Source organism: Bradyrhizobium cenepequi, assembly GCF_020329485.1.
GTDB lineage: Bacteria > Pseudomonadota > Alphaproteobacteria > Rhizobiales > Xanthobacteraceae > Bradyrhizobium > Bradyrhizobium cenepequi.
The window spans coordinates 79,814-101,823 of the sequence record NZ_JAGKJI010000022.1; the positions used below are offsets into that span (position 1 = coordinate 79,814).

Genomic DNA, 22,010 nt, shown 5'->3' on the forward strand with positions numbered 1-22,010 from the left:
GTTACGTCACCGGTCGCATCGTCTGCGGCAGCAGGAAGGGAATGCCGCCATCGGTATAGCTGATCGCGGCATCGACCTCGAAGATGGTGCGGATCGTGTCCGCGGTCATCGCTTCGCTGCGGCTGCCGTCGACCGCGAGTCGGCCGCGATGCAGGAGAACCAGGCGGTCGGCAAAGCGCATCGCGAGGTTGAGGTCGTGCAGGATCGCGATCACGGCGGTGCCGTTCTGCGCACGACGGCGCGCGGTCTCGACCAGATCGATCTGGTGCCTGAGGTCGAGGCTCGAGGTCGGCTCGTCCAGGAGCAGCAGGCCGGGGCCGTTAAGCGCTTCGCCGCAGGCGAGCTGCACCAGCACGCGGGCGAAATGCGCGCGCTGCTGCTCGCCGCCCGACAGTGTCGGCAATTGGCGATGGCGGAAGCCTCTCAGCCCGACTTCGTCCAGGGCGGACTCGACCAGCGGCGCCACTGTTGCGCGCGAGTTGTCGCCCGCGCCCATGTAAACGATCTCTTCCACGGTGAACGGGAAGGTGACGATGACGTGCTGCGACAGCATGGCGCGATGCCGCGCCAATTCGCGCGGAGGATAAGCGCGGAGCGGGCGCTGCTTCAATTCGACCGTGCCGCGCGTCGGCGTGATGTCGCCGGACAGCATACGCAACAGCGTCGACTTGCCGGCACCGTTCGGGCCGACGATCGCGATCATCTCGCCCGGATTGACGCGCAGATCGACGGTGTCGACCAGCGTGGCGCCGCCGACCACCACAGAGACCGAGCTCGCCTGCAGCATCGGTGTCATAGCGAAATCAGGCTGCGCTGCCGCAGCAGGATGGCGAGGAAGAACGGCGCGCCGACCGCCGCCGTCAGGATGCCGATCGGCATTTCCGCGGGCGCCACAATCGTGCGTGCCATCGTGTCGGCGCCGACCAGCAGGATAGCCCCAAGTATCACCGAGGCCGGCAGCAGCAGCCGGTGCGCCGGCCCGATGGCGAGCCGCAGCAAATGCGGCACCACGATGCCGACAAAGCCGACCACGCCGCAGACGGAGACCGCGACCCCGGTCATGGCCGAAACCAGGATGATGGAGATCCGTTTCAACCGCTCGACATCAACGCCGCTGTGAAAGGCCTCGGCCTCGCCGAGCACGAGGACATCGAGCCCGCGCGCGATTGAGATGCACGCGAGGAGCGCAACGGCGAGCACCGGCGCGAGCGTCGCGATCTTGCCCCAGGTGGCGCCGCTCATCGAGCCCAGCATCCAGAACGTGATGTCGCGGAGCTGGCGATCGTCGGCGATGAACACCAGAAGCCCGATGCCGGCATTGGCGATCGCGGCGATCGCAATTCCTGCCAGCAGGAAAATCGCAATCGACGTCCGCCCGGCGCGGCTTGCGATGCTGTAGAGGATGATGGTCGTTGCGAGCGAGCCGGCAAACGCCGCCAGCGGCAGCAATTGCTGCTGCATGAATCTGATGCTCTCGCCGATGTAACTGTCAGTGAAGACGATCGCGGCGGCTGCAGCAAAGGCGCCGCCGCTGGAGACGCCGACGAGCGCGGGATCGGCAAGGGGATTGCGGAACAGCCCCTGCATGATCGCGCCGGATGCCGCCAAGAGGCCACCGACCATCGCGGCGGCGACGATCCGGGGAATCCGGATCGACCACAGCACGAGCTGGTCGCGCGCAACCAGCGGACTGGCCGCCCCGTCGCTCCACAGGCCGAGCGCGGCGGGAAGGCGGGCGAGGGGGATCCCGGCCGCACCGAGCGTCACCGCAATCAGCGCAGTGCCGACAAGAGCCGCACAAAGGCAAAGCAGCGTGAGCGACGCCGGCGGGCGCAACGAGCGCTTGATGCGAGAATCGACAGCCTTGCCACGCGCGTCGGCCAAGGCGCTCATTGCCGGCAATTTGCCGCGAGCGCTGCGGGCACGAACTTCTCCGCCTGCGGCGCCAGCGCCGGATAGAGTTTCGTCGAAAGGTCGCGCGCCGCGGCCGCCGTGCGCGGCCCGAAGCCGAGCAGATAGAGACCTTCCATCGAGATGAAGCTCTTGTTCGCTGCGACCGGCGTCAGCGCAAAGCCCGGATGCGAATAGATCGCCTCGGCTTCAAGCGAATCCTTGCCGCGCTGGATCGACAGCACGACATCGGGCTTGGCGGCGACGATCGCCTCGTCGCTGATGATCTTGTAGCCGTCATAGCCTTCGACCGCATTGACGCCGCCGGCGAGCTGGATGATCTCGTTTGCCGCCGTCTTCTGGCCCGCCGCCATGGCGCGGCCGTTGAGCAGCGACATCACGAACATCACCCGCACCGGCTTCGTCACCTTGGCGCGCAACTCCCGCAATTGCGCGAGATCATGCGCGACGGCGCTGCTCAGGCATTCGGCGCGCAGATCGGCATCCATGGCGTGGCCGACCAGCTTGATCTTGTCGAGCAACCCCTGCTCCGAGAACGTCTCGGGCACCAGCACCAGTGGCACCTTGGCCGCTTCCAGCACGTCCATGGTCTCCTTCGGCCCCGAGCCCTGCACTGCCAGCACCAGCGAAGGATTGAGCCCGAGCACGCCTTCGGGCGAGAGCTGGCGCATATAGCCGACATTGGGTTTGTCGCGCAGCGCGGCGACCGGATAGAGGCTGGTCGCATCGACGCCCGCAACACGGTCCTCGAAGCCGAGCGCATAGAGGATTTCGGTGATCGCCCCGCCGATCGAAACGATCCGCGAAGGGTTGTCGATGATGACGTCGCGATCGCGCGCATCATGCACGGTGGTGCTTGCCGCCGGTGCCGTCTTAATGGGCACCAGGCTGGCGATCAGCAGGACTGCGAGCGTGCGACAAAATGCCATCGGGGGATCACTTGGTGAGGATCAGCTTGTTCTGCGAGGTCAGCCGCAGCCGGTAAATCTCTTCGCCATGCGCGATGATGATCTCCCGTTCGGTCTGAAACAGCTCGCGGCTGTCGATCCGGTTGCCGGTCATGGGGAGGCTTCTCGCGGCAGGTGAGGTATTTCCTGCGCGCCCTCCGGCGCCTTCGATACTGTCTCCGGAAGTTGCCGCCATATTCCTGTTTGCTGCGCCCCGAACGTTCCCTGAATGGCTGTTTGTATAGTTCGCCGGCGCCGCAATCCAATCGCCGCAGTTTACAATCGATATAAACTGCGCCGTGCCGTTATTGACCGCTTTGTTACCGCGACGTAACGAAGATGAACGTGATGCGGGCGGGGGCCCGCGCCGTATATTTGGTAGCCAGCAAGCCGCTCGCATCATTTGGCGAGCGCACGCCAGCCAGACCCAAAAGCAGATCATTAGATTGGGGCAGTATGGCTGACGGGGCTAGGATTTCGCGCGTCCTGATTTTGGGCGCGTCGGTGGTTTCAATTGGGTTGTTGCTTTCCGAGTCCGGGGTTGCCCAGACCGCGGACGCACAGCCGGCTGGTCGCGCGTCGGAGCGTGCCAAGCAGGCCAAGCGCAAGCCAGCGAAGCCGAAAGGCGAACAGGAGGCGGCGGCGCCCGTGATGAACGCGCGCGCGCAGATCGGCGCCGTGACGGTGCAATCGCTCGACACCATCACCGTTGCCGCATCGAAGACCGAGGAGCGCGCGATCGACGCGCTCGCCCCGGTCAGCGTCGTCACGCTCGAGCAGATCCAGGGGCTGCAGCCGAATAGGCTTTCCGACATCTTCTACAACGTGCCCGGCGTTTCGTTCCAGGAACGCGGCGACGATCCATCGACCGTGATCAACATCCGCGGCCTGCAGGACTTCGGCCGCGTCGCCGTCGTCGTCGATGGCGCGCGCCAGAACTATCAGCGCACCGGGCATAATGCGAACGGCTCGTTCTTCCTCGATCCCGAGTTGGTCGGCGGCGTTGATGTCGTGCGTGGACCGACCGCGAACATCTACGGCTCGGGCGCGATCGGCGGCGTGGTCTCGTTCCGCACCAAGGACATCCAGGACGTGGTCCGGCCCGGCGAGCGCTGGGGGGTCGACATGACCGGCTCCTACGGCACCAACAAGGACCGCGGGCTTGGATCGATCTTCGGCGGCGTCCGCGTCAATCCCGATGTCGACGTGTTCGGCGGCGCGCTCTATCGTACGCAGGCCAATTACAAGGATGGCAACGGCACCGAGATCGGCAATACCGGCAACGAGATCGCCGGCGGCCTGATGAAGCTTACGGTACGCCCGGCAGATGGCCATGAAGTGAAGCTTGGCGGCATCTTCCAGGACTATCAATACAGCATCGGCCAGGAGAACCGCGGGCCGACCACAACGGCGGCGCCGCTTGCGACGATCGCCGGTTCTTCGGTCTATGCATCGGACGTCAAGAACTACACGGGCACGCTGACCTGGAAATATTCCAGGCCGGAGGACATGCTCTGGGACTGGAATTTCTCGCTCTACGGCAATCGCACCGACAACGACCAGATCAAGACTTACAATAACCGCATCACCACCGGCGGCGGCGTCTGCACGCTGGCCAATCCCGGCAACAATATCTCGGGCTGCGTTGGAGATCGCCGCAGCTACGTGCTCGATACAATTGGTGTCGACGTCAACAACACCACGCGCTTCAATTTCGGTGATTGGAGCAATGCGTTGACGTATGGCTTCGATGCGTTTCAGGACGACGTCACGACGAGTGACGGCCGGGGCAATTCCAACATCACGACGCCCGGCGGTCTGCGTACCGTCTCCGGTGGTTTCGCGCAGTTGAGGAATAACTATTCGACCTGGCTGGAGGTCATCAGCGCGATCAGGTACGACCGTTATGACCTGCATTCGGCGACCGCGGGGGTAAACTCGGGCGGCGACCGCTTCTCGCCGAAGATCACGGTCGGCGTGACGCCGGTCGTGGGCTTCACGCCCTATGTCAGCTATGCCGAAGGTTATCGCGCGCCCTCGATCACCGAGACGCTGATCGCAGGCGGCCACGCCACCGGGGGCGGCCCGGCGCTATTCGTTTGTCCTGATGGGACCAGCGGCCTTTTCTGCTTCCTGCCCAATCCCGGTCTGCGCCCCGAGGTCGGCAAGAACAAGGAGGTTGGCGTCAACCTGAAATATGACGGCATCTTCACCGCGGCCGACTCCTTCCGCGGCAAGATCAACGTGTTCCGCAACGATGTCTCCGATTACATCGACCTGGTGCCGTCGACACCAGTGCGCGTGCCGCCGTTCGGCTCGTTCAGCCAGTTCTACCAGTATCAGAACATTGCCCAGGCCCGGATCGAGGGTGTCGAGTTCGAGACGCTCTACGATACCGGCCTGTGGTATCTCGGCATCGCCGGCCACGTGATGCGCGGCAAGAACCTCCAGAATAATGTCGGGCTCGCTACCATCACACCGACCAAGGTGACGACGACCGCCGGCGTTCGGCTGCTCGACCGCACGCTGATCCTCGCTGTGCAGTGGGCGTCGTTCTCCGCCAACAACGATCTGCCGGCCGGCTACCTGCCGTCGACTGCCTATGATCTGGTCAATCTCTATCTGACCTGGAACGCGACCAAGGACATCACGTTCACGGCATCGGTCGACAATCTGCTGAACCAGTACTATCGGCCTTATGCGATCCCCGGGAGCTCGACCGACGGCACGACGCAGAACGACGTGCTGTTCTCGAGCCCCGGTCCGGGAACAGTGTATAAGGCTGGATTGAAGATCCACTTCGGCGGAGCGTAATTCGAGGAACTGAGATCAACATCCAAATTGCCGCCGGCCGCGCTGATGCCCCAGCGCGGCCTGGTGCGTTCTTGTTTTCAACCAACTTAACCGGCAGGCTGCGGTGATGGCGTAGCGCCGAAAACCAAGGAGAATTCGACAATGTTTATCGCGATGAACCGGTTTCAGGTGAAGAAGGGCTCGGAGCAGGATTTCGAGACGGTGTGGAAGACACGTGAATCCTATCTCGGTGACACGCCAGGCTTCATCGAGTTTCATCTGGTCAAGGGTCCGGAAGCCGAGGACCACACGCTCTATGCGACGCATACGGTGTGGGCCAACCGAAACGTCTTCGAGGCCTGGACCAAGTCGGAAAACTTCCGCCGCGCCCATTCGCGTGCCGGCAACGAGACCGGCGGCAGCCTCTATCTGGGCCATCCCAAGTTCGAGGGATTCGAGGTGCTGATCACCGAGCGCGCCGCCAGCGCTGCGGCGTGACGGAGGCGCTAATGGCCGCGAGCGAGCCCGCCGATCTCAGGACGTACATGGCCGACAATCCCGGCGCCGTGATCGAGGACGTCGCGCGCGAGCGAAAGGTTTCGCCGCGCGCGGTGATCGAGGCGCTGCCGGGCGAGATGGTGCGGATCGGCAAAGGCGATGAATTCACCGCCGCCATGCAGGACATTGCTGAATGGGGCGAGGTGACGCTGATCGTCCACACCGACGATGCGATCTTCGAGTTCACAGGCTCAATACCGGGTGGCGAGATCGGCCGCGGCTATTTCAACCTGATGCAGCCGAAGGGCCTGCACGGCCATCTCCGGCACGCGCGTTGCGGGGCGATCGCCTTTGTCGAGCGTCCGTTCATGGGCAAGTCGTCAGCCTTCATCGCCTTCATCAATATCGACGGCGGCATCATGTTCAAGGTGTTCGTCGGCCGCGACGAGACCCGCGCGCTGCGCAGCGACCAGCTCCAGCGCTTCCGCCTCCTCGCGGACCGGATCGCGCCGATGAAGGCGGCCTGAACAAGCCAACGCCGGAGGCGATCATGCAAACATGGCTCGATGGATTTTGCCGGCGGCCAATCGTCACGACGCTGATTGCTGCCAGCGCGCCGCTGTGGCCGGCCGCCTGCTTCGCTGCCGACGACAACGCGCTATTGCCGCGCAACCTGTCGCCCTGGGGCATGTTCCTGAGCGCCGACGTCGTGGTGAAGGTGGTCATGATCGGGCTGGCCTTCGCCTCCTTGGCGACGTGGACGATCTGGCTGGCGAAGACCATCGAGATCCGCCGCAACACGGCACTGGCAAGACAGCGCCTGCGCCTGCTCGAGAAGGATACGGTGCTGGCCGAGGCGGAGCAGGCGAGCCGCGGCGACGATGATGCGGTGGCGCAGATCATCCAGTCCGCGGCGCGTGAGGCGAGCCTCTCGGGCGGTGTGTTCGACGACGGCTTCAAGGAGCGAACCGCGCTCAGGTTGGAGCGGGTGGAAGCCGCAATGGCGCGGCAGATCGCGCGCGGCACCGGTGTGCTCGCGACCATCGGCGCCACCGCGCCCTTTGTCGGCCTGTTCGGCACGGTCTGGGGCATCATGAATTCCTTCATCGGCATCTCCGAGGCACACACGACGAATCTCGCCGTCGTGGCACCTGGCATTGCCGAAGCCTTGCTCGCGACCGCGCTGGGGCTTGTCGCGGCGATCCCGGCTGTCGTGATCTACAATCATCTCACGCGGTCGATCGCGGCCCATCGCGCGCTGCTCGGCGACGCCTGCGCGATGGTGCTGCTTTTGGTCAGCCGCGAGGGCGATCGCGGCCTGTTTCGGCTCGCCCGCGCCGCGGAGTGAATGATGGGCGTCAGGCTCGGGTCGGGCAGTGCAGCGGGCGGACGGTTTCGCGCCGAGGATGATCTCGTCGAGGCGCACGAGATCAACGTCACCCCCTTCATCGATGTCATGCTGGTGCTGCTCATCATCTTCATGGTCGCAGCACCGCTCGCCACCGTCGACCTCGGCGTCGACCTGCCCGCGAGCACCGCGGAGCCGCAGCCGCGCCCGGACAAGCCGGTGTTCGTCACGGTCAAACCCGATCTCTCGGTTGCCGTCGGCGAGGACATCGTCGCGCGCGACGCGCTGTCCGCGACCATCGACGGCGCCACCAAGGGCCGCAAGGACGAGCGCATCTTCGTGCGCGCCGACAAGGCCGTGAGCTATGGCGAATTGATGGAGGTGATGAACCTGCTCCGCAACGCCGGCTATCTCAAGATCGCACTGGTCGGCCTCGACGGCCGAAGCTGATCCGCAAGATGAACGCCTTCGCGCTGCACGATGCCACCGACCACGCAGCATTGCGGCGCTGGGGCATCTCGGCGCTCGCGATCCTGGCGGCGCATGCGGCGCTGATCGCGGCCGGCATGAAATGGTATCACGAGCAGCCGCTGCCTGGTGTCACCCTGCCTGCGATCATGGTCGATATGGCGCCAGCGACGTCGGCGCCGCAATCGACGCCATTGGACCTCGCACCCGGCCCGGTGATGCAGGAAGCGAATGCTTCGCCGCCCGAACCGGTGCAGCAGCAGGCAGCGGAAAAGCTGATCCCGCCGACGCCTCCGCAGGAGAAGCCTGAGGTCGTGGCACCACCGGAGCAGAAGGTTCAGCCGACACCGCCGACGCCCGAGCCCGCAAAGCCCGCTCCCGATCATAAGCCGGCGCCGGTCAAACCGAAGGTGGTCCGTCGCGAGGCCAAGAAGCCGACGGAAGCACCGCCGGCGCCACGCACCACCGCGTCACCACGCGTAGAGCGCCAGGGTCCGACGATGTCCGCGGTCAGCAGCGGCGCATCTGCTGCCGCCGTCGCTTCCTACAACCAGATCGTCCGCGCGCATCTGCTGCGCTTCAAGCAATATCCGCAGAGTGCCAAGTCCGCCGGACAGCAGGGCGTCGCCAGCGTGATCTTCACACTGAGCCGTGGCGGGCAGGTGACGTCGAGCCGGCTCGGCCGGTCATCGGGTAATCCCGCGCTCGATGCCGAGGTGGTGGCGATGGTTCGCCGGGCCCAGCCGTTTCCGCCGTTTCCCGCCGACATGAAGCACCCCGCCATGGGCTTCAACGTGCCGATCTCGTTCTCGCTGCGGTAAGCATGTGAGGCTCCCACCTCCCCTTGAAAAGGGGAGGTCGGTTTGCGCTAAACGCAAACCGGGTGGGGATCTTCTCTCCACGCGCACCTGCGCCCGCGGCTTGACCCCCATCCCAGCCTTCCCCCTTTCAGGGGGAAGGAGCTTGAGCTTGCTGACCCTTACACACTACTCCTTCACTGCGCCTGTCAGCGAGGACACGTAGTAGTCCACGAACAGTGAGTAGAAGATGGCAACGGGCAGCGAGCCGAGCAGGGAGCCTGCCATCAGCGCGCCCCATTGATAGACGTCGCCGGAGACGAGCTCGGTCAGGATTGCGACCGGCACGGTCTTGTTGGCGCTGCTCTGGATGAAGGCGAGCGCGTAGATGAACTCGTTCCACGACAGCGTGAACGAGAAGATGCCGGCCGAGATCAGCCCGGGCACCGCCAGCGGCAGCGTGATCCGCCGCAGGATCTGCAGCCTTGTTGCACCATCGACCAGCGCGCATTCCTCGAGCTCGTAGGGGATCGACTTGAAATAGCCGATCAGGAGCCAGGTGCAGAACGGCACCAGGAAGGTCGGATAGACCAGGATCAGCGCCAAGGGGCTGTCGAACAATCCGAACTGCACCACCACGGTGGCGAGCGGAATGAACAGGATCGAGGGCGGCACCAGATAGGCGAGGTAGATGCTCAAGCCCACATAGGGGCTGCCACGGAAGCGCAGCCGCTCGATCGCGTAGGCGGCGAGCGTGCTAGCGAGCAGCGACAGGAAGGTCGAGCCGATCGCCACCAGCATCGTCGTCTTCAGCCAGCGTGGATAGGCAGTGTTGAACAACAGGTGCTGGATATGCGCCAGCGTTGGCGAGGATATCCAGAACGGGTTGTGCTCCTTGTAGTTCAACAGCTCCGCGTTCGGTTTGAATGCGGTCACCGTCATCCAATAGAACGGAAACAGCAGGATGATGACGAAACAGGCGAGCGGCAGGTAGATCATCATCATCCGCCGCGCGCGGGAGTCCCACGCCATGGTGTCGGGCGCTGCGCTTGCGACCTTGGTTGGTTGGGCGACGGCGTCAGTCATCGCTCTCTCCCTGCTGCCATTTGCGCCGGGCCAGGCCGAAATAGCTGAACAGCGTCGCGAACACCAGGAACGGCACCATCGACACCGCGATCGCCGCGCCTTCGCCAAGCTCGCCGCCGGCGATGCCGCGCTGGAACGCCAGCGTCGCGAGCAGGTGCGTTGAGTTCACCGGCCCGCCGCGGGTGATGGCGTAGACCAGCTGGAAATCGGTGAAGGTGAAGATGATCGAGAACGTCATCACGATCGCCAATATCGGCATCATCATCGGGAAGGTGATATAGCGGAAGCGCTGCCAGGATGAGGCGCCGTCCAGCATCGCCGCCTCATAGAGCGATGGCGAGATCGTCTGCAGTCCCGCCAAGAGCGAGATCGCCACGAACGGGATGCCGCGCCAGACGTTGGCCGCGATCAGCGAGAACCGCGCCGGCCATGCCGAGCCGAGAAAATCGATATTGGTCGAACGCCAGTGCAGTACGTCGACCAGCAGATAGGAGATGATCGAGAATTGCGGGTCGTAGATCCACCAGAACGCCAGTGCCGACAGCACGGTCGGCACGATCCAAGGCAGCAGCACGATGGCGCGGAGCAGGCTCTTCAACGGAAAGTGGTTGTTGAGCAGCAGCGCCAGCCAGAAGCCGAGCGCGAATTTCCCGAAGGTCGCGACGGCTGTGTAGAAGACGCTGTAGAACACCGCGCCCCACCACAGGGGATCGCTGAGCAGATATTGGAAGTTCTCCAGCCCGACATAGATGCCGCGCCGCCCGATCGTGGTGTCGGTGAAGGCGAGCCAGACGCCGAGCCCGAGCGGATAGGTGAGGAACACGGCGAGTAGTCCGATCGCCGGCGCGAGGCACATGACGATCAGGAACGGCTTGTAATCGAACAGGCGCGCAAGCCAGCCTGGCTGCCGCAGCGCGATGCCTCGGGGGGATAGTGTGGTCACGGACATCAGAGACTTGTCCTGTGCTGTTGCGCCCTACGCCGTCATTGCAAGCGCAGCGAAGCAATCCATTTCGCGACAAGAACAACGAGTGGATTGCTTCGTCGCTCCGCTTCTCGCAATGACGGGGCCTATCGATTCACCGCCGGAAGTAGCGTTTGCAGCGCCGCTCGGCTTCCGCCGCTGCGGACTCCGGCGTCGCCGCGTCGGTAGCGACCGACGCGCACATCTGCACCAGCACATAGTCGGCATTGACAGCGCCGGTCGCGGTCGAGATCGGACCCTTATAGCCGGCGTAGTACTGGCTCTTCATGGTGTCCTTGAAGATCTTGACCTTGGGATCGCCGGACCACACCGCAGCATCCGCATAGCCCGCGAGCGGCTGCGCCCAGTATCCGCTGTTGGCATTGAGCCACGGCTCGTACTGTTCCTTCTCCATCATGAACTGCAGGAAGGCCTTGGCGGCGTTCGGATAGGGGCTGTGCTTGAACACCATGGCATTCAGTGTGAGGCCCGCCATCGGCGTGGAGCTTGCCAGGCCCTTCGGCAGGAACTGATGCTCGGTATCCTCGGCGATCGCGGCCGTCGCCGGATCGTTCTTCAGCGCGAAATAGAGCGAGACGCCGTTGGCCGTCAGCGAGATTTCCTGCGATGAGTAGGCGCGGTTGTTGGAGACGTCGTTCCAGGACGGCGTGCCCGCGATCAAAGTCGGATACAGCTCCTTCAGATATTTCAGCGCGGCCACCGTCTCCTTGCTGTTGATGGTGACGTTGCCTTCCTCGTCAAGCAGGGACGCGTTGTGCGACCACAGGATCCAGTTCGCAAAGCCGTTGCCGTCGCCGACGGCGTTGCCGAGCGCGAAGCCTGCGGGCTTGCCGGCCTTCTGCAGCTTGCGGCAGACATCCAGCACGCCCGCATGATCTTCCGGGACTTTGTCGTAGCCGATCGATTGCAGCACCGACTTGCGATAGACGAGCGGGCCGCTGCTGGCGCCGAACGGCAATCCGATCCATGCGTTGCCCTTGGCGCGCTTGCCGTATTTCTGGGCCAGCGTCTGCCAGCCGCCGTAGCGCTTGCCGAGATACTCCGCGACGTCGGTGAGTTCGATCAGCTTGTCGGCGTAGATATGCGGTGCGTCCGAGAAGCCGATGATGATGTCGGGACCGGCGCCGGAGTTCGAGGTCACCGCGGTCTGCTGGTTGATGTCCTCCCAGCCGACGAAATCGACCTTGACCTCGACGCCCATCTTCTCGGTGAACTTGGCGGCGTTGGCACGGAATACGTCTTCGTCGGTCTTGACGAAACGGACCGGCCGCAGCATCCGCAGGCTCGCGCCCTTCTCGATCGGCAGCGATGGTGCGGCGACGTCGGCCGCCTTGACTCGCGATTCCGTTGATTGCGCCGAGGCGCCGGTTGCCGCCAGCGCCGCAGCCGAGAGGCCGAGCGCCAACGCGTCACGACGAGTGAGGTCGTTCCCCATAGTCTCCTCCCTTGTTTTGTCGTTCCCGGCGTTATTCACCGGTGAACGTGAGCTTCGCTCCCAATCAGGACCGAAGCGATCGCCTTGAAACTTTTGCCCCGCACGGCTCCCGCATTGCGGGAAACGCGCGTTCCCGCCGGCTAGCTGTTCGGACCTCGATCCATGCTGACAGGCTGCCAGCGCCGGAGCGAGGTGTTCTGCAGCACCGACGGATTGACGCAGCTTACCGGCCACAGCCCGGAAAGCACCAGCGACAATTCGTAGCCGACGCGCCGCTTGCGCGCCTCATCGAAACGTGCCGATGCGGAGGCGACATGGGCGGTCAGCGTGACGTTGTCCATGCGGAGCAGGGGATTGTTGTGCGACGGCGGCTCCTTCTCCAGCACGTCGAGTGCGGCATGCGCGATCCAGCCCTCCTGCAGCGCCTTGATCAGCCCTTCCTCGTCCACCGTGGCGCCGCGTCCGGTATTGATGAAGATCGCGCTCTTCTTCATCTGCCGGAAATGCTTCTCGGTGAGCATGTGATGCACCTCGGGCCGCGCCGGCGCATGCATCGAGACGAAGTCGGATTGCGACAGCACCTCCGACAGCGTCGCCGGCAGCACATTGTGTTCCGACATCAGCGTTTCCTGGATGAACGGATCATATGCGATCATCCGCAGGCCGAACGGAGCCGCGCGCTTCGCCACCGCGCGCGCCACGCGACCGAACGAGATGAAGCCGAGCGTCTGTCCCATCAGACGCGGAATCTTCAACAGTGCGGGGCGTCCTTCGGCCCAGCGCCCTTCGCGTACCATCTTGTCCTGCTCGACCAGGCGGCGGAAGCCGGCAAGCAGCAGCATCATCGCGTGATCGGCGACTTCCTCGATGAACGTATCGGGGATGTTGGTGACGGGGATGCCGCGAGCGGTTGCCGCCTTGACGTCGACGCTGTCGACGCCGACGCTGCCGAGCGTGATCACCTTGCAGTTCTCGAGCGCATCGATGACCGCCTTGGTGATCGGCATGCCCTTGGCGTAGATCGCGTCGGCCGTCTTGGCGGCTGCGATGAATTCCGCCTCGTTGGCGGGAGCCTCGATGATCTCGGCACCGATCGGATCGAGCGCTTCCTTCTCATAGTCGTAGCCGCCGCCGGCCACCGTGAAGCTTGCGCCTTTCGGCGTCACCACCCTGAACTTCGACATCTCCTGCTCCCGATTTGATTGTTCGGTTGTTGATTGTTCTGCCGCCACTTGGCCGCGACAAGTCGTCGCTGCCTCGTGTTCGTGCACCGAAGCGCGCCCCGCACCGTCGCGGGTTGCCTTGAGCGCGGCTTTCCCGGGATTTTACGGAGAGGCTTCGTAACCTGACGCTAAAGGCTCTCACATTAGGGTGGGCCGAATCAATCCGCCAAACACGCAAGCGCGCCATTCCCGGAGACGCCCTGTGAAGCTGACCAACCTCAAGATCACTCCCAAACTCGGCATTTTGGTGGGGGTGACCATCCTCGGCCTCTGCGCCGCCGGCATCCTCGCGCACCATCTGATGCAGCGCGAAATGATGAACGCGCGCATCGACCAGACCAAGGCGATGGTCGAGATGGCCAGGAACATGGCGGCCGGCCTCAAGAAGGAGGTCGATGCCGGGCGGATGACCAAGGAGGCGGCGCTCGCCGAGCTCGGCAAGCGCGGCAACTCCATGACCTATGACAACGGCTCCGGCTACCTGTTCGGCACCTCCTATGAGGGCATCACCATCCTTGCGCCCGATCCCAAGCAGATCGGCACCAACCGCCTGGACGTGGTCACCAACGGCCGCAAGCTGTCCCGCGAATTGATGGATGGCGTGAAGGCGAAGGGCGAAATCCTCCTCACTTACGAATATGTGCGGCCCGGCGAGCAGAAGCTGATCCGCAAGATCGGCTATGCCGTCGCCGTTCCCGGCTTCGACATGTATCTCGGCACCGGTGCCTATATCGACGATATCGACGCCAAGCTGGCGCCGATCGCCTGGCTGCTCGCCCTCTCGATCCTCGGCATCGCCATCATCTCCGGCTCGATCGCCTGGCTGATCGGGCGCAGCATCACCAGGCCGCTCGGCCAGCTCGGGACCAGGATGCGGGAACTCGCCGACGGCAAGCTCGACGGCGATATTCCCGGTGTCGGCCGGGCCGACGAGGTTGGCGCCATGGCGGCGACCGTGCAGATCTTCAAGGACAATGCGGTGCGCATCCGCGGCCTCGAGCAGGCGGAAGCCGAGACGCAGGCCCGCGCTGCCGACGAGCGCCGTGCCGCAATGGAGAATATCGCCAACGATTTCGAGCGTAGCATCTCTGGCGTCGTCCGTTCGGTCGCGACCGCCGCGGCCGGCATGCAAACCACCGCGCAATCGATGACGGCGACCGCGAGCGATGCCAGCGCGCGGGCGGCGAATGTGAGCGCGGCGTCTGAAAGCGCCTCGAACAATGTCGGCACCGTTGCGGCGGCCGCCGAGGAGCTGTCGAGCTCGGTCACCGAGATTTCCCGCCAGGTAGCGCGTTCCGCCGATATCGCCAGCAAGGCCGTGGCCGATGCCGAGCGCACCAACGCCACTGTGCAGGCGCTCTCCACTGGCGCGGAGAAGATCGGCGAGGTGGTGAAGCTGATCCACTCGATCGCCGCGCAGACCAACCTGCTTGCGCTCAACGCCACCATCGAAGCGGCGCGCGCCGGCGAGTCCGGCCGCGGCTTTGCGGTGGTCGCCTCCGAGGTGAAGGCGCTTGCGAACCAGACCGCGAAGGCGACCGAGGAGATCTCCGCCCAGGTCACCGCCATGCAGGCCTCCACCACGGAGGCGGTCACCTCGATCGGCGGCATCACCGAGACGATCGCGCAGATGAGCGAGATCACCGCCAGCATCTCGACCTCGGTGGACCAGCAAGGCGACGCGACACGCGAGATCGCGCGCAACATCCAGCAGGTCGCGGCCGGCTCCAGCGAGATTTCCAGCCATATCGGCGGCGTCACCACGGCCGCCTCCGCCACCGGCACCGCGGCTTCCGACGTGCTGTCGAACGCCCGCGAGCTCGACGCTCAGTCCGGCATGCTCCGCAACGCGGTGGACGAATTCTTGGCAAAGGTGCGTGCGGCGTAAGCGTTCACCGTCATGCCCCGCGCAGGCGGGCATCCAGTAATCGCCGGCCGCAGTCATTGACCCGAGGCGCCGTCGTTTACTGGATCGTCCGCCGGAGCCTGTCATCGGGCGGCCGTTCGGCCGACCCGTTGGCGGACGATGACGGCGGATTATGTGGCAGGGGTCCATCACTGCTTCTCGATTCCGGCGTCCGTGATCAACCTCTCCCAGAGCACGAGCTGCTCCTTGAGGAAGGCGTCGAATTCCTCCCGCGTGCCCGAGAACGCCTCCATGCCGCGTTCGGCGAGCTGGCTCTTGATGTCCGGCCGCTCGACGACCTTGCGGATCTCGGCATTCAGCTTGACCACGATGTCCTTGGGCATGTTGGCCGGACCGAGATAGCCCTGCCACGAGGTGATGTCGAAGCCTTTCACGGTATCGTCCATGGTCGGCAGCTCCGGCAGCAGTGCCGACCGGCGCTTGGTGGTCACCGCCAGCGCCTTCAGCACCTTGGCGTTGACGTGCGGCAGCCCGGTCGGGACGTCGACGAACATCATGGAGACGCGGCCGGCGATGACGTCGGTGAGCGCGGGCGGCGAGCTCTTGTAGGGGACGTGCAAGAGATCGATGCCGGCGAGACGAGCAAATGTCGCGCCTGACACGATAGCCGATGAACTGCCGCTGGCGTAGGAGTATTTGCCGGGGTCCTTCTTGGCGAGCGCGATCAGCTCGGCAACCGAATTGGCCGGGATTTCCGGATTGATCACCAGCATGAACGGCAGGTCGCCGGTGCGCGCGATCGGCGTAAAGTCCTTGATCGGGTCGTAGCTCATGGTCTTGAGCAGATAGGGATTGGCCGAGTGCGTGGTGTTCGTCGTCACGAACAGGGTATAGCCGTCGGGCGCGGAGCGGGCGACATAGTTCGCCGCGATCGAGCCATTGGCGCCCGCCTTGTTCTCGATCACCATGGGCACGCCAAGCGCGGTGCCGAGCTCCTTCGAGATCAGACGCGTCGTGGTGTCGGTGCCGCTGCCGGCCGCAAACGGCAACATCAGCGTGATGCTGCGGTTCGGGTAATTCGGCGCCTGCGCCGTGGCCGCGCCCGAGAGCAGCGCAAGCCCTGCGGATGCCGCCGCGATGCGCCAATGGTGTTTCAGTCCCGAAATCATGTCGTCGTTTCCCCGCTATGGGCTGTTGGTTGCCGGGGAAACTAACTGGTCGTGGCTCGAAGCGGAAGGCGTTGCCGTGCTTGATTCACCGTTTGGTCGAGCTACGCCGTGACGCGATCACGACACCGGCCAGCACCAGCGCGTAGCCGATCAGGTGGAACGGTTGCAGCGCCTCGCCGAGCAGCAGGATGGCCATCGCCGAGCCGAACACTGGCACGAGGTGAAAAAAGGGCGCGGCGCGGTTCGGTCCGATCAGCGCGATGCCGCGGTTGAAGAAGAGATAGGCCAGCGCCGAGGGGAAGATAAGGACATAGGCCAGCGTTCCCAGCGTCAGCGCGTCGAATTTGAGGGTGGCGCCGGTCAGATATTCCCAGATCGAGCCGGGCACCAGCATCAAGGCGCCACAGCCGGTGGTGAATGCAATCAGCGAGAGCTGATGCGTCACCGGGCGCCGTGTCATCAGCGCCGAATAGAGCCCGAATGACAGCAGCGCGGATGCGAACATCACGTCGCCGCGATTGAAGCTGATGGAGGCGAGCGCGCCGAGATCGCCGCGCAGGATGATGGTGAGCACGCCCGTCAGCGACAGGATGACACCGGCGAACTGCGCCCCGGTCAGCCGCACGCCGAACAGAACCAGGGCCCACAGTGCGACGAACAGCGGGCCTGCCGACTGGATCAAGAGCGCGTTGAGGGCCTGGGTGTATTGCAGCCCCCAGTATGAGATCGCATTGTTGAAGGCGAAGCCGGTGAGCGAGAGCAGCAGCATCAGCGGCAGGCGGCCGCGCAGCGCCGGCCAGTCATGCCGAAGATGCGGCCAGGCAAAGGGCAGCAGGATGAGGCAGGTGCCGAGCCAGCGCAGGCAGGACAGCGTGAGCGGCGGCACGTGACTGCCGACATAGCGCGCGATCACGATATTGCCGGCCCAGAACAGGGACGTCAGGCTGAGCAGCAGGTAGGGCTGGTTGTTGAGCCAGGCGATCGCGGAGCGGCGTGTGGGAGCGGGTGCTGACGGCAAGGCGCGGAGGTCGGTCATGCTATCAGACCTTTTTGCCGGATTCTTCTCGCGCGACAAGACGCTCCGGAAGAATGCAGCCATGCGCGCTGCCGCTGGGTGTCATGGACGCGATATATGCGATGCTGAACTGCTCAAGGAATCATCGGAGAGACGCATGGGTGTGGACCTCTTGAACGTCGAAGGCCTCAAGGCGCTGCAGCCGCAGGAGCCGGTCGTGATGGTGAACCTGATGCGCTTCCGCGAGCGCTCGCTCGATGGCGACGGCTCGGGTTGGGACGCCTATCTGCGCTACAGCGCGCTCACCGTGCCAATGATCAAGGCGCGCGGCGGCACACTGCTCTGGACCGGCAATGCCCGCACGGTCGCGCTCGGCAGGCCAGACGACAACCAGTGGGACTATCTGGCGCTGGTCTACTATCCCGCGGTCTCAGCCTTCATCGACATGATGACCTCGGCCGACTACGAAACCTTGTGCGATCCCCACCGCCGCAACGGTTGCGCCGAGCACGTCATCATCGCGACCACAGAGGCCTACAGCAAGTTCAGGATTGGCTAGGTGCGGGAAGTCTCCGCGAACGCGGCTGCGCTCCCTCTCCCGCTTGCGGGGGAGGGCTGGGGTGGGGGTGTCTCCGCGGTTCACATTCTTCGTGTGGAGAGAGCCCCCACCCGGCGCTAAAGCGCCGGCCTCCCCCGCAAGCGGGAGAGGTGAACGTGTGGCCAGACCGATTCAATCAACGGGCGTTACGGTCTAGAACTTCCGTACCAGGTCCGGCGTGATCTCACTGAGGCTTCGGATGCCAAGCAGCGCGAGGTCGCGGTCGATCTCGTCACGCAACAGCGTGATCGCGCGCGTGACGCCGGCTTCGCCGGCGGCGACCGCGGCATAGAGGAATGGTCGGCCGACCCACACGAAATCGGCGCCCAGCGCCAGTGCCTTGATGATGTCGGTGCCGCGGCGGATGCCGCCGTCGACCATCACGGTCATGCCGTTTGCCTTGGCGGCGATCTCCGGCAGCGTGCGCAGCGCGGAGACCGTATAGTCGAGCTGGCGGCCGCCATGGTTGGAGAGCATCACGCCGTCGACGCCGCTTTCACGCGCGATCCGCGCATCCTCCGGCGACACCAGGCCCTTGACCACGAGCTTGCCCTTCCAGCGCTTGCGGATCAGCTCGACATGCTTCCAGGCAAGCTGGTCGCGCGCGCCGATGTTGCGGATCAGGTTCTTCGAAAGCACCGGCGGGCCGCGCTGTGCGTCCATGTTCTCGAAATGCGGCATGCCATGATTGAGAACCGTGCGCGCCCAGGTGTTGAGCAGCCAGTCCGGATGCGTGATCGTGTCCCAGAACACGCGCGGCGTGATCGCCAGCGGCACCTGGAAGCCGTTGCGGATGTTGTTCTCGCGATTGGGCGGCACCGGCACGTCGGCGGTGACGACGAAGGTGTCGTAGCTGGCCGCGGCCACGCGGTCGACCAGAGGTTCGATACGCGCATCGACGCCGGCGAGGTAGGCCTGGTACCACGCGGCCTCGTTCTCGCGGCGGACGTCCTCCAGCGTGATGAGGGAGGAGGCAGAAAGGATCATCGGCACATTCATCGCCGCCGCCGCGCGCGTCAGTACGATGTCGCCGCGATGGGCGCAAAGCGCCGACGAGCCCATCGGCGGAATCCCGAACGGCGCGGCGTAGGTCTTGCCGAACAAGGTCGTGGTCTGGTCGCGGCCGGAGACGTCCTTGAGCACGCGCGGCACGAAGCCATATTCCTCGAACGCCTTACGGTTGTCGCGCTTGGCCGCATCGGTCTCGGCGCCGCCGTCGATATAGCCGAACAGGAACTTCGGCAGCAGCCGGCGCGCGGCCGGCTCAAAATCATCCAGCGTGAGATAGCGCCGCAGATGCCGCGGCACCACGCCTTGGGCGCGAGTTACGGTGGGCGGCGGGGCGGGCGGGCTCTTCGTCTTGTCGTGCACAGCAGGCGTTTCCGTTATTGTTATCGTCTATTGTTATCATCGTGCTACGTTAGCGCCCGCCGCCGGTTCCGCCAAATTTCCGGTCCGCCTTGTTCACGGACTGGCTGATATCGCCCAGCATCTTGCGGGTGTCGGCCATCAGCGCGGTGGACTTCTTGTCGAAGCTCTCGATCAGTTCGCGCAGCGAGATGACGGTCGGCAGCAACTCGCCGCCATACTTGTCGCTGCCGAGGCTCTTCAGGAACGCTTCGGTCCGGCTCATGCCGTCGTCGAGACCATTGACGCCCGTTTCGGCGGTGCTGATGACGCTGCTGATCTTCTCGCCGTTGCTCGACAGCGAGGCGGTGAAGGTCTCGAAACCGCTCAACGTGTCGTGGATCGCACCCTCGTTGTCCTTGATGACAGTGTCGACATTGCGCAGCGCGGCACGGATCTTTTCCTGGATGCCCATCGTGCCCAGGGGATCGGCGGTCAGTTCCGGAATGCCGTCGGGACCGGTCGGCGGAGGCGGCGCCTGGTCGGTGCCGCCGGTGAAGGAGATCCCGGCGATGCCGGTCAGGCCCTGGAATTCGAGTCCGACCTGGGTGTCCTTCTTGATCGGCGCGGTTTTCTCGATCCACGTCATCGCGATCACGCGGTGACGGTCGAGCCTGATCGACTCCACCTCGCCGATGCGCACGCCGGCAAAATTCACGCTGCCACCCCGGCGCAGGCCCGAGGCCGGGCCCTCGAAGATCACCCGGAACGGCACCTGCTGCTGGATTCCGGCATATTTGCGGTAGCCGAGCCAGCCGCCGAGCGCGCCGGCGACCAACGCCAGCGCCAAGGTCCCGATCATTACATTGCTGGCGCGCACCATGTTTCGATCTTCGTGAAGCGGACAGCGAAACTAGCGGATTTGCGGCGGCCAGTCACCGCTACGATCGTAACACGCTTCTTCCGCGCTGAAATCACGCTGTAATCCGTCCGTTCCCTCATACCACGACACGGCTGTGTGGACGAGGAGAGGACTGCGATGGTAGGCAAGATAGGCAAGCAGGCCGTAGTGATTGGCGCGGGTATGGCTGGCTTGGCCGCAGCGGGCGCGCTGGCCGACCACTTCGAACGGGTGATCGTGCTGGAGCGCGACCGCCTGCCGGACCAGGCGGTCCCGCGACCGGGCACTCCACAAGCCCGGCATCTGCACGTTTTGCTGCCAGGCGGCCAGCGGGCGCTCACCGACCTGTTCCCGCATTTCGAGCGAGATCTGATAAATGCCGGGTCGGCGCTGCTTCGAGTGCCACGCGAGCTTCGTGTGGAGATCCCGGGTCTCGGTCCCCTACCATCGCGCGATTTCGGCTGGTTCTTCTACTGCGCATCGCGCCCGCTGATCGAACGGCTCACGCGCCGACAGGTCGAGAGGCTGACCAACGTGACGATGCGCGGGGGATGCCGGGTGCTCGAGATCACCGCTACGTCGGATGGCGCTATGGTTACGGGCGTCAGCTATGAAACCGCCGATGGATGGCAGGAAACCCTCGCCGCCGATCTTGTTGTCGACGCGTCCGGACGCGGTGCGCCAACCCTGGCGCTGCTCCGTTCGTTCGACCAGCCAGTGCCGGATGAAATCATCATTGGCGTCGATCTCCATTATACGACGACCAGCTTTGTCATTCCGCTGGATGCCCCCACCGATTGGAGAGGCATAGCCAGTCATCCCCACGCGCCGGAACGCAGCCGTGGCGGCTATATGCTGCCGATCGAAGGCAACCGCTGGGTTCTGACGCTCACGGGACAGCTCGGCGAACGTCCGCCAGCCGAGCCGGACGGATTTATGGACTATGCCCGGCGGCTCGAGACGCAGACGATCTACAACGCCATCAAGCATGCCGAGCGGCTGGGCGGCTTCGAGCGCTATGGCTATCCGGCCAGCGTATGGCGCCGTTTCGACCGGCTGAGCGCATTTCCGCGCGGCCTGCTGCCGATCGGCGACTCGATCTGTCGCTTCAACCCGATCTATGGCCAGGGCATGAGCGTGGCGGCTCAGGAAGCTCGTCTTCTAAAGCAACTCCTGAAGGGTCGGGCGACCAAGCCCGATCCGCTTGCCGGACTGGCGCTGGCATTCTTTTCCGAAAGCCTGCCGTTGGTCGAGGCTCCATGGAACATGTCCGCGGTTCCGGATCTGGTCTATCCCGAGACGCGCGGCGAACGTCCGCCGGATTTCGAGAGCCGGCTTCAATACAATGGAGCCCTGATCCGGGCCGCGATGCGCGATCCCGCCGTTCACCGGCTCATGGCGGAGGTCCAGCAACTGCTCAAGCCGCCAAGCGCGCTCCAGGATCCGGCTGTCGATCGGCTCATTCAGCTTGAGTTGTCCCAGATGGCTGCCGAATAACACAGGACGGACCTCCAGCGAGGTCTGAAAAAGGCGAAGCGTTGTCGCGAGACGGTCGGCTGATATCCTGGCTTATGGCTATCGCTGGCACGATGCAGCAACCACAAGTCATGCGCGCGATGATG

At 64.4% G+C, this 22,010-nt stretch carries 21 protein-coding genes; 9 read left to right on the plus strand and 12 right to left on the minus strand.

Annotated features, from left to right (window positions below; all coding sequences use genetic code 11):
- Position 1 precedes the first annotated feature (1 nt).
- Genes J6497_RS22425 through hemP form a run of 4 tightly spaced genes read right to left on the minus strand, consistent with a single transcriptional unit; the run spans position 2 to position 3,054 of the window.
- On the minus strand, positions 2 to 796 hold the full coding sequence (locus tag J6497_RS22425; protein ID WP_225706442.1) for a heme ABC transporter ATP-binding protein: 795 nt from the start codon (positions 794 to 796) through the stop codon (positions 2 to 4).
- Entirely contained in the window at positions 793 to 1,893 is a 1,101-nt protein-coding gene (locus tag J6497_RS22430; protein ID WP_225706443.1) for a FecCD family ABC transporter permease, read from the minus strand. Before J6497_RS22430 ends, J6497_RS22425 begins: the two co-directional genes overlap by 4 nt.
- Positions 1,890 to 2,840 (minus strand): heme/hemin ABC transporter substrate-binding protein, encoded by a 951-nt coding sequence (locus J6497_RS22435; protein ID WP_225706444.1) that lies wholly within the window; start codon positions 2,838 to 2,840, stop codon positions 1,890 to 1,892. Before J6497_RS22435 ends, J6497_RS22430 begins: the two co-directional genes overlap by 4 nt.
- Before the next feature lie 7 nt (positions 2,841 to 2,847).
- Complete coding sequence (gene hemP / locus J6497_RS42045) at positions 2,848 to 3,054, minus strand: hemin uptake protein HemP (protein ID WP_225706445.1); 207 nt, start codon at positions 3,052 to 3,054, stop codon at positions 2,848 to 2,850.
- A 260-nt stretch (positions 3,055 to 3,314) separates the two neighbouring features.
- On the opposite strand from hemP, the gene J6497_RS22445 reads away from it, so the two are divergent.
- The 6 genes from J6497_RS22445 to J6497_RS22470 all read left to right on the plus strand — a co-directional run bounded on the left by J6497_RS22445 (position 3,315) and on the right by J6497_RS22470 (position 8,786).
- A complete protein-coding gene (locus tag J6497_RS22445) occupies positions 3,315 to 5,672 on the plus strand; it encodes a TonB-dependent hemoglobin/transferrin/lactoferrin family receptor (protein ID WP_225706446.1) in 2,358 nt (785 codons plus the stop codon).
- 141 nt (positions 5,673 to 5,813) lie between these two features.
- Positions 5,814 to 6,149: a heme-degrading protein HmuQ gene (hmuQ, locus tag J6497_RS22450; RefSeq protein WP_225706447.1), complete on the plus strand. Its 336-nt coding sequence runs from the start codon at positions 5,814 to 5,816 to the stop codon at positions 6,147 to 6,149.
- Between the two features lie 11 nt (positions 6,150 to 6,160).
- The gene (gene hutX, locus J6497_RS22455) at positions 6,161 to 6,676 is read left to right on the plus strand and encodes a heme utilization cystosolic carrier protein HutX (protein ID WP_225706448.1); all 516 of its coding nucleotides are present in this window, start codon (positions 6,161 to 6,163) and stop codon (positions 6,674 to 6,676) included.
- A 23-nt stretch (positions 6,677 to 6,699) separates the two neighbouring features.
- Positions 6,700 to 7,497, plus strand: coding sequence for a tonB-system energizer ExbB (exbB, locus tag J6497_RS22460; protein ID WP_225706449.1), 798 nt, complete (start codon positions 6,700 to 6,702; stop codon positions 7,495 to 7,497).
- 3 nt (positions 7,498 to 7,500) lie between these two features.
- Entirely contained in the window at positions 7,501 to 7,947 is a 447-nt protein-coding gene (gene exbD, locus J6497_RS22465; protein WP_225706450.1) for a TonB system transport protein ExbD, read from the plus strand.
- Positions 7,948 to 7,955: 8 nt separating this feature from the next.
- Positions 7,956 to 8,786: an energy transducer TonB gene (locus J6497_RS22470; protein ID WP_225706451.1), complete on the plus strand. Its 831-nt coding sequence runs from the start codon at positions 7,956 to 7,958 to the stop codon at positions 8,784 to 8,786.
- Positions 8,787 to 8,951: 165 nt separating this feature from the next.
- On the opposite strand, the gene J6497_RS22475 is transcribed toward J6497_RS22470, so the two are convergent.
- From J6497_RS22475 to J6497_RS22490, 4 genes are all read right to left on the minus strand, one after another.
- Positions 8,952 to 9,794 (minus strand): carbohydrate ABC transporter permease, encoded by an 843-nt coding sequence (locus tag J6497_RS22475; protein WP_376708259.1) that lies wholly within the window; start codon positions 9,792 to 9,794, stop codon positions 8,952 to 8,954.
- Positions 9,795 to 9,840: 46 nt separating this feature from the next.
- A complete protein-coding gene (locus J6497_RS22480; protein ID WP_225706453.1) occupies positions 9,841 to 10,797 on the minus strand; it encodes a carbohydrate ABC transporter permease in 957 nt (318 codons plus the stop codon).
- A gap of 130 nt (positions 10,798 to 10,927) precedes the next feature.
- On the minus strand, positions 10,928 to 12,268 hold the full coding sequence (locus tag J6497_RS22485) for an ABC transporter substrate-binding protein (RefSeq protein ID WP_225706454.1): 1,341 nt from the start codon (positions 12,266 to 12,268) through the stop codon (positions 10,928 to 10,930).
- A 140-nt stretch (positions 12,269 to 12,408) separates the two neighbouring features.
- Complete coding sequence (locus tag J6497_RS22490) at positions 12,409 to 13,452, minus strand: C-terminal binding protein (protein WP_225706455.1); 1,044 nt, start codon at positions 13,450 to 13,452, stop codon at positions 12,409 to 12,411.
- 241 nt (positions 13,453 to 13,693) lie between these two features.
- Between J6497_RS22490 and J6497_RS22495 the strand changes: the two genes are divergently transcribed.
- Positions 13,694 to 15,379, plus strand: coding sequence for a methyl-accepting chemotaxis protein (locus J6497_RS22495; RefSeq protein WP_225706456.1), 1,686 nt, complete (start codon positions 13,694 to 13,696; stop codon positions 15,377 to 15,379).
- Between the two features lie 167 nt (positions 15,380 to 15,546).
- Here the strand turns inward: J6497_RS22495 and J6497_RS22500 are convergent, their stop codons facing one another.
- Both J6497_RS22500 and J6497_RS22505 read right to left on the minus strand, forming a co-directional pair.
- Entirely contained in the window at positions 15,547 to 16,527 is a 981-nt protein-coding gene (locus J6497_RS22500; RefSeq protein ID WP_225706457.1) for a Bug family tripartite tricarboxylate transporter substrate binding protein, read from the minus strand.
- Positions 16,528 to 16,612: 85 nt separating this feature from the next.
- Positions 16,613 to 17,563, minus strand: coding sequence for a DMT family transporter (locus J6497_RS22505; protein ID WP_225706458.1), 951 nt, complete (start codon positions 17,561 to 17,563; stop codon positions 16,613 to 16,615).
- A gap of 136 nt (positions 17,564 to 17,699) precedes the next feature.
- Between J6497_RS22505 and J6497_RS22510 the strand changes: the two genes are divergently transcribed.
- On the plus strand, positions 17,700 to 18,101 hold the full coding sequence (locus J6497_RS22510; protein WP_225706459.1) for a DUF1330 domain-containing protein: 402 nt from the start codon (positions 17,700 to 17,702) through the stop codon (positions 18,099 to 18,101).
- Positions 18,102 to 18,293: 192 nt separating this feature from the next.
- Here the strand turns inward: J6497_RS22510 and J6497_RS22515 are convergent, their stop codons facing one another.
- Together J6497_RS22515 and J6497_RS22520 are read right to left on the minus strand one after the other, a co-directional pair.
- A complete protein-coding gene (locus J6497_RS22515) occupies positions 18,294 to 19,511 on the minus strand; it encodes an alpha-hydroxy acid oxidase (RefSeq protein ID WP_225706460.1) in 1,218 nt (405 codons plus the stop codon).
- A gap of 49 nt (positions 19,512 to 19,560) precedes the next feature.
- The gene (locus J6497_RS22520) at positions 19,561 to 20,370 is read right to left on the minus strand and encodes an MlaD family protein (protein WP_225706461.1); all 810 of its coding nucleotides are present in this window, start codon (positions 20,368 to 20,370) and stop codon (positions 19,561 to 19,563) included.
- A gap of 156 nt (positions 20,371 to 20,526) precedes the next feature.
- On the opposite strand from J6497_RS22520, the gene J6497_RS22525 reads away from it, so the two are divergent.
- Positions 20,527 to 21,885: an NAD(P)/FAD-dependent oxidoreductase gene (locus tag J6497_RS22525; RefSeq protein ID WP_225706462.1), complete on the plus strand. Its 1,359-nt coding sequence runs from the start codon at positions 20,527 to 20,529 to the stop codon at positions 21,883 to 21,885.
- Positions 21,886 to 22,010: the final 125 nt, after the last annotated feature.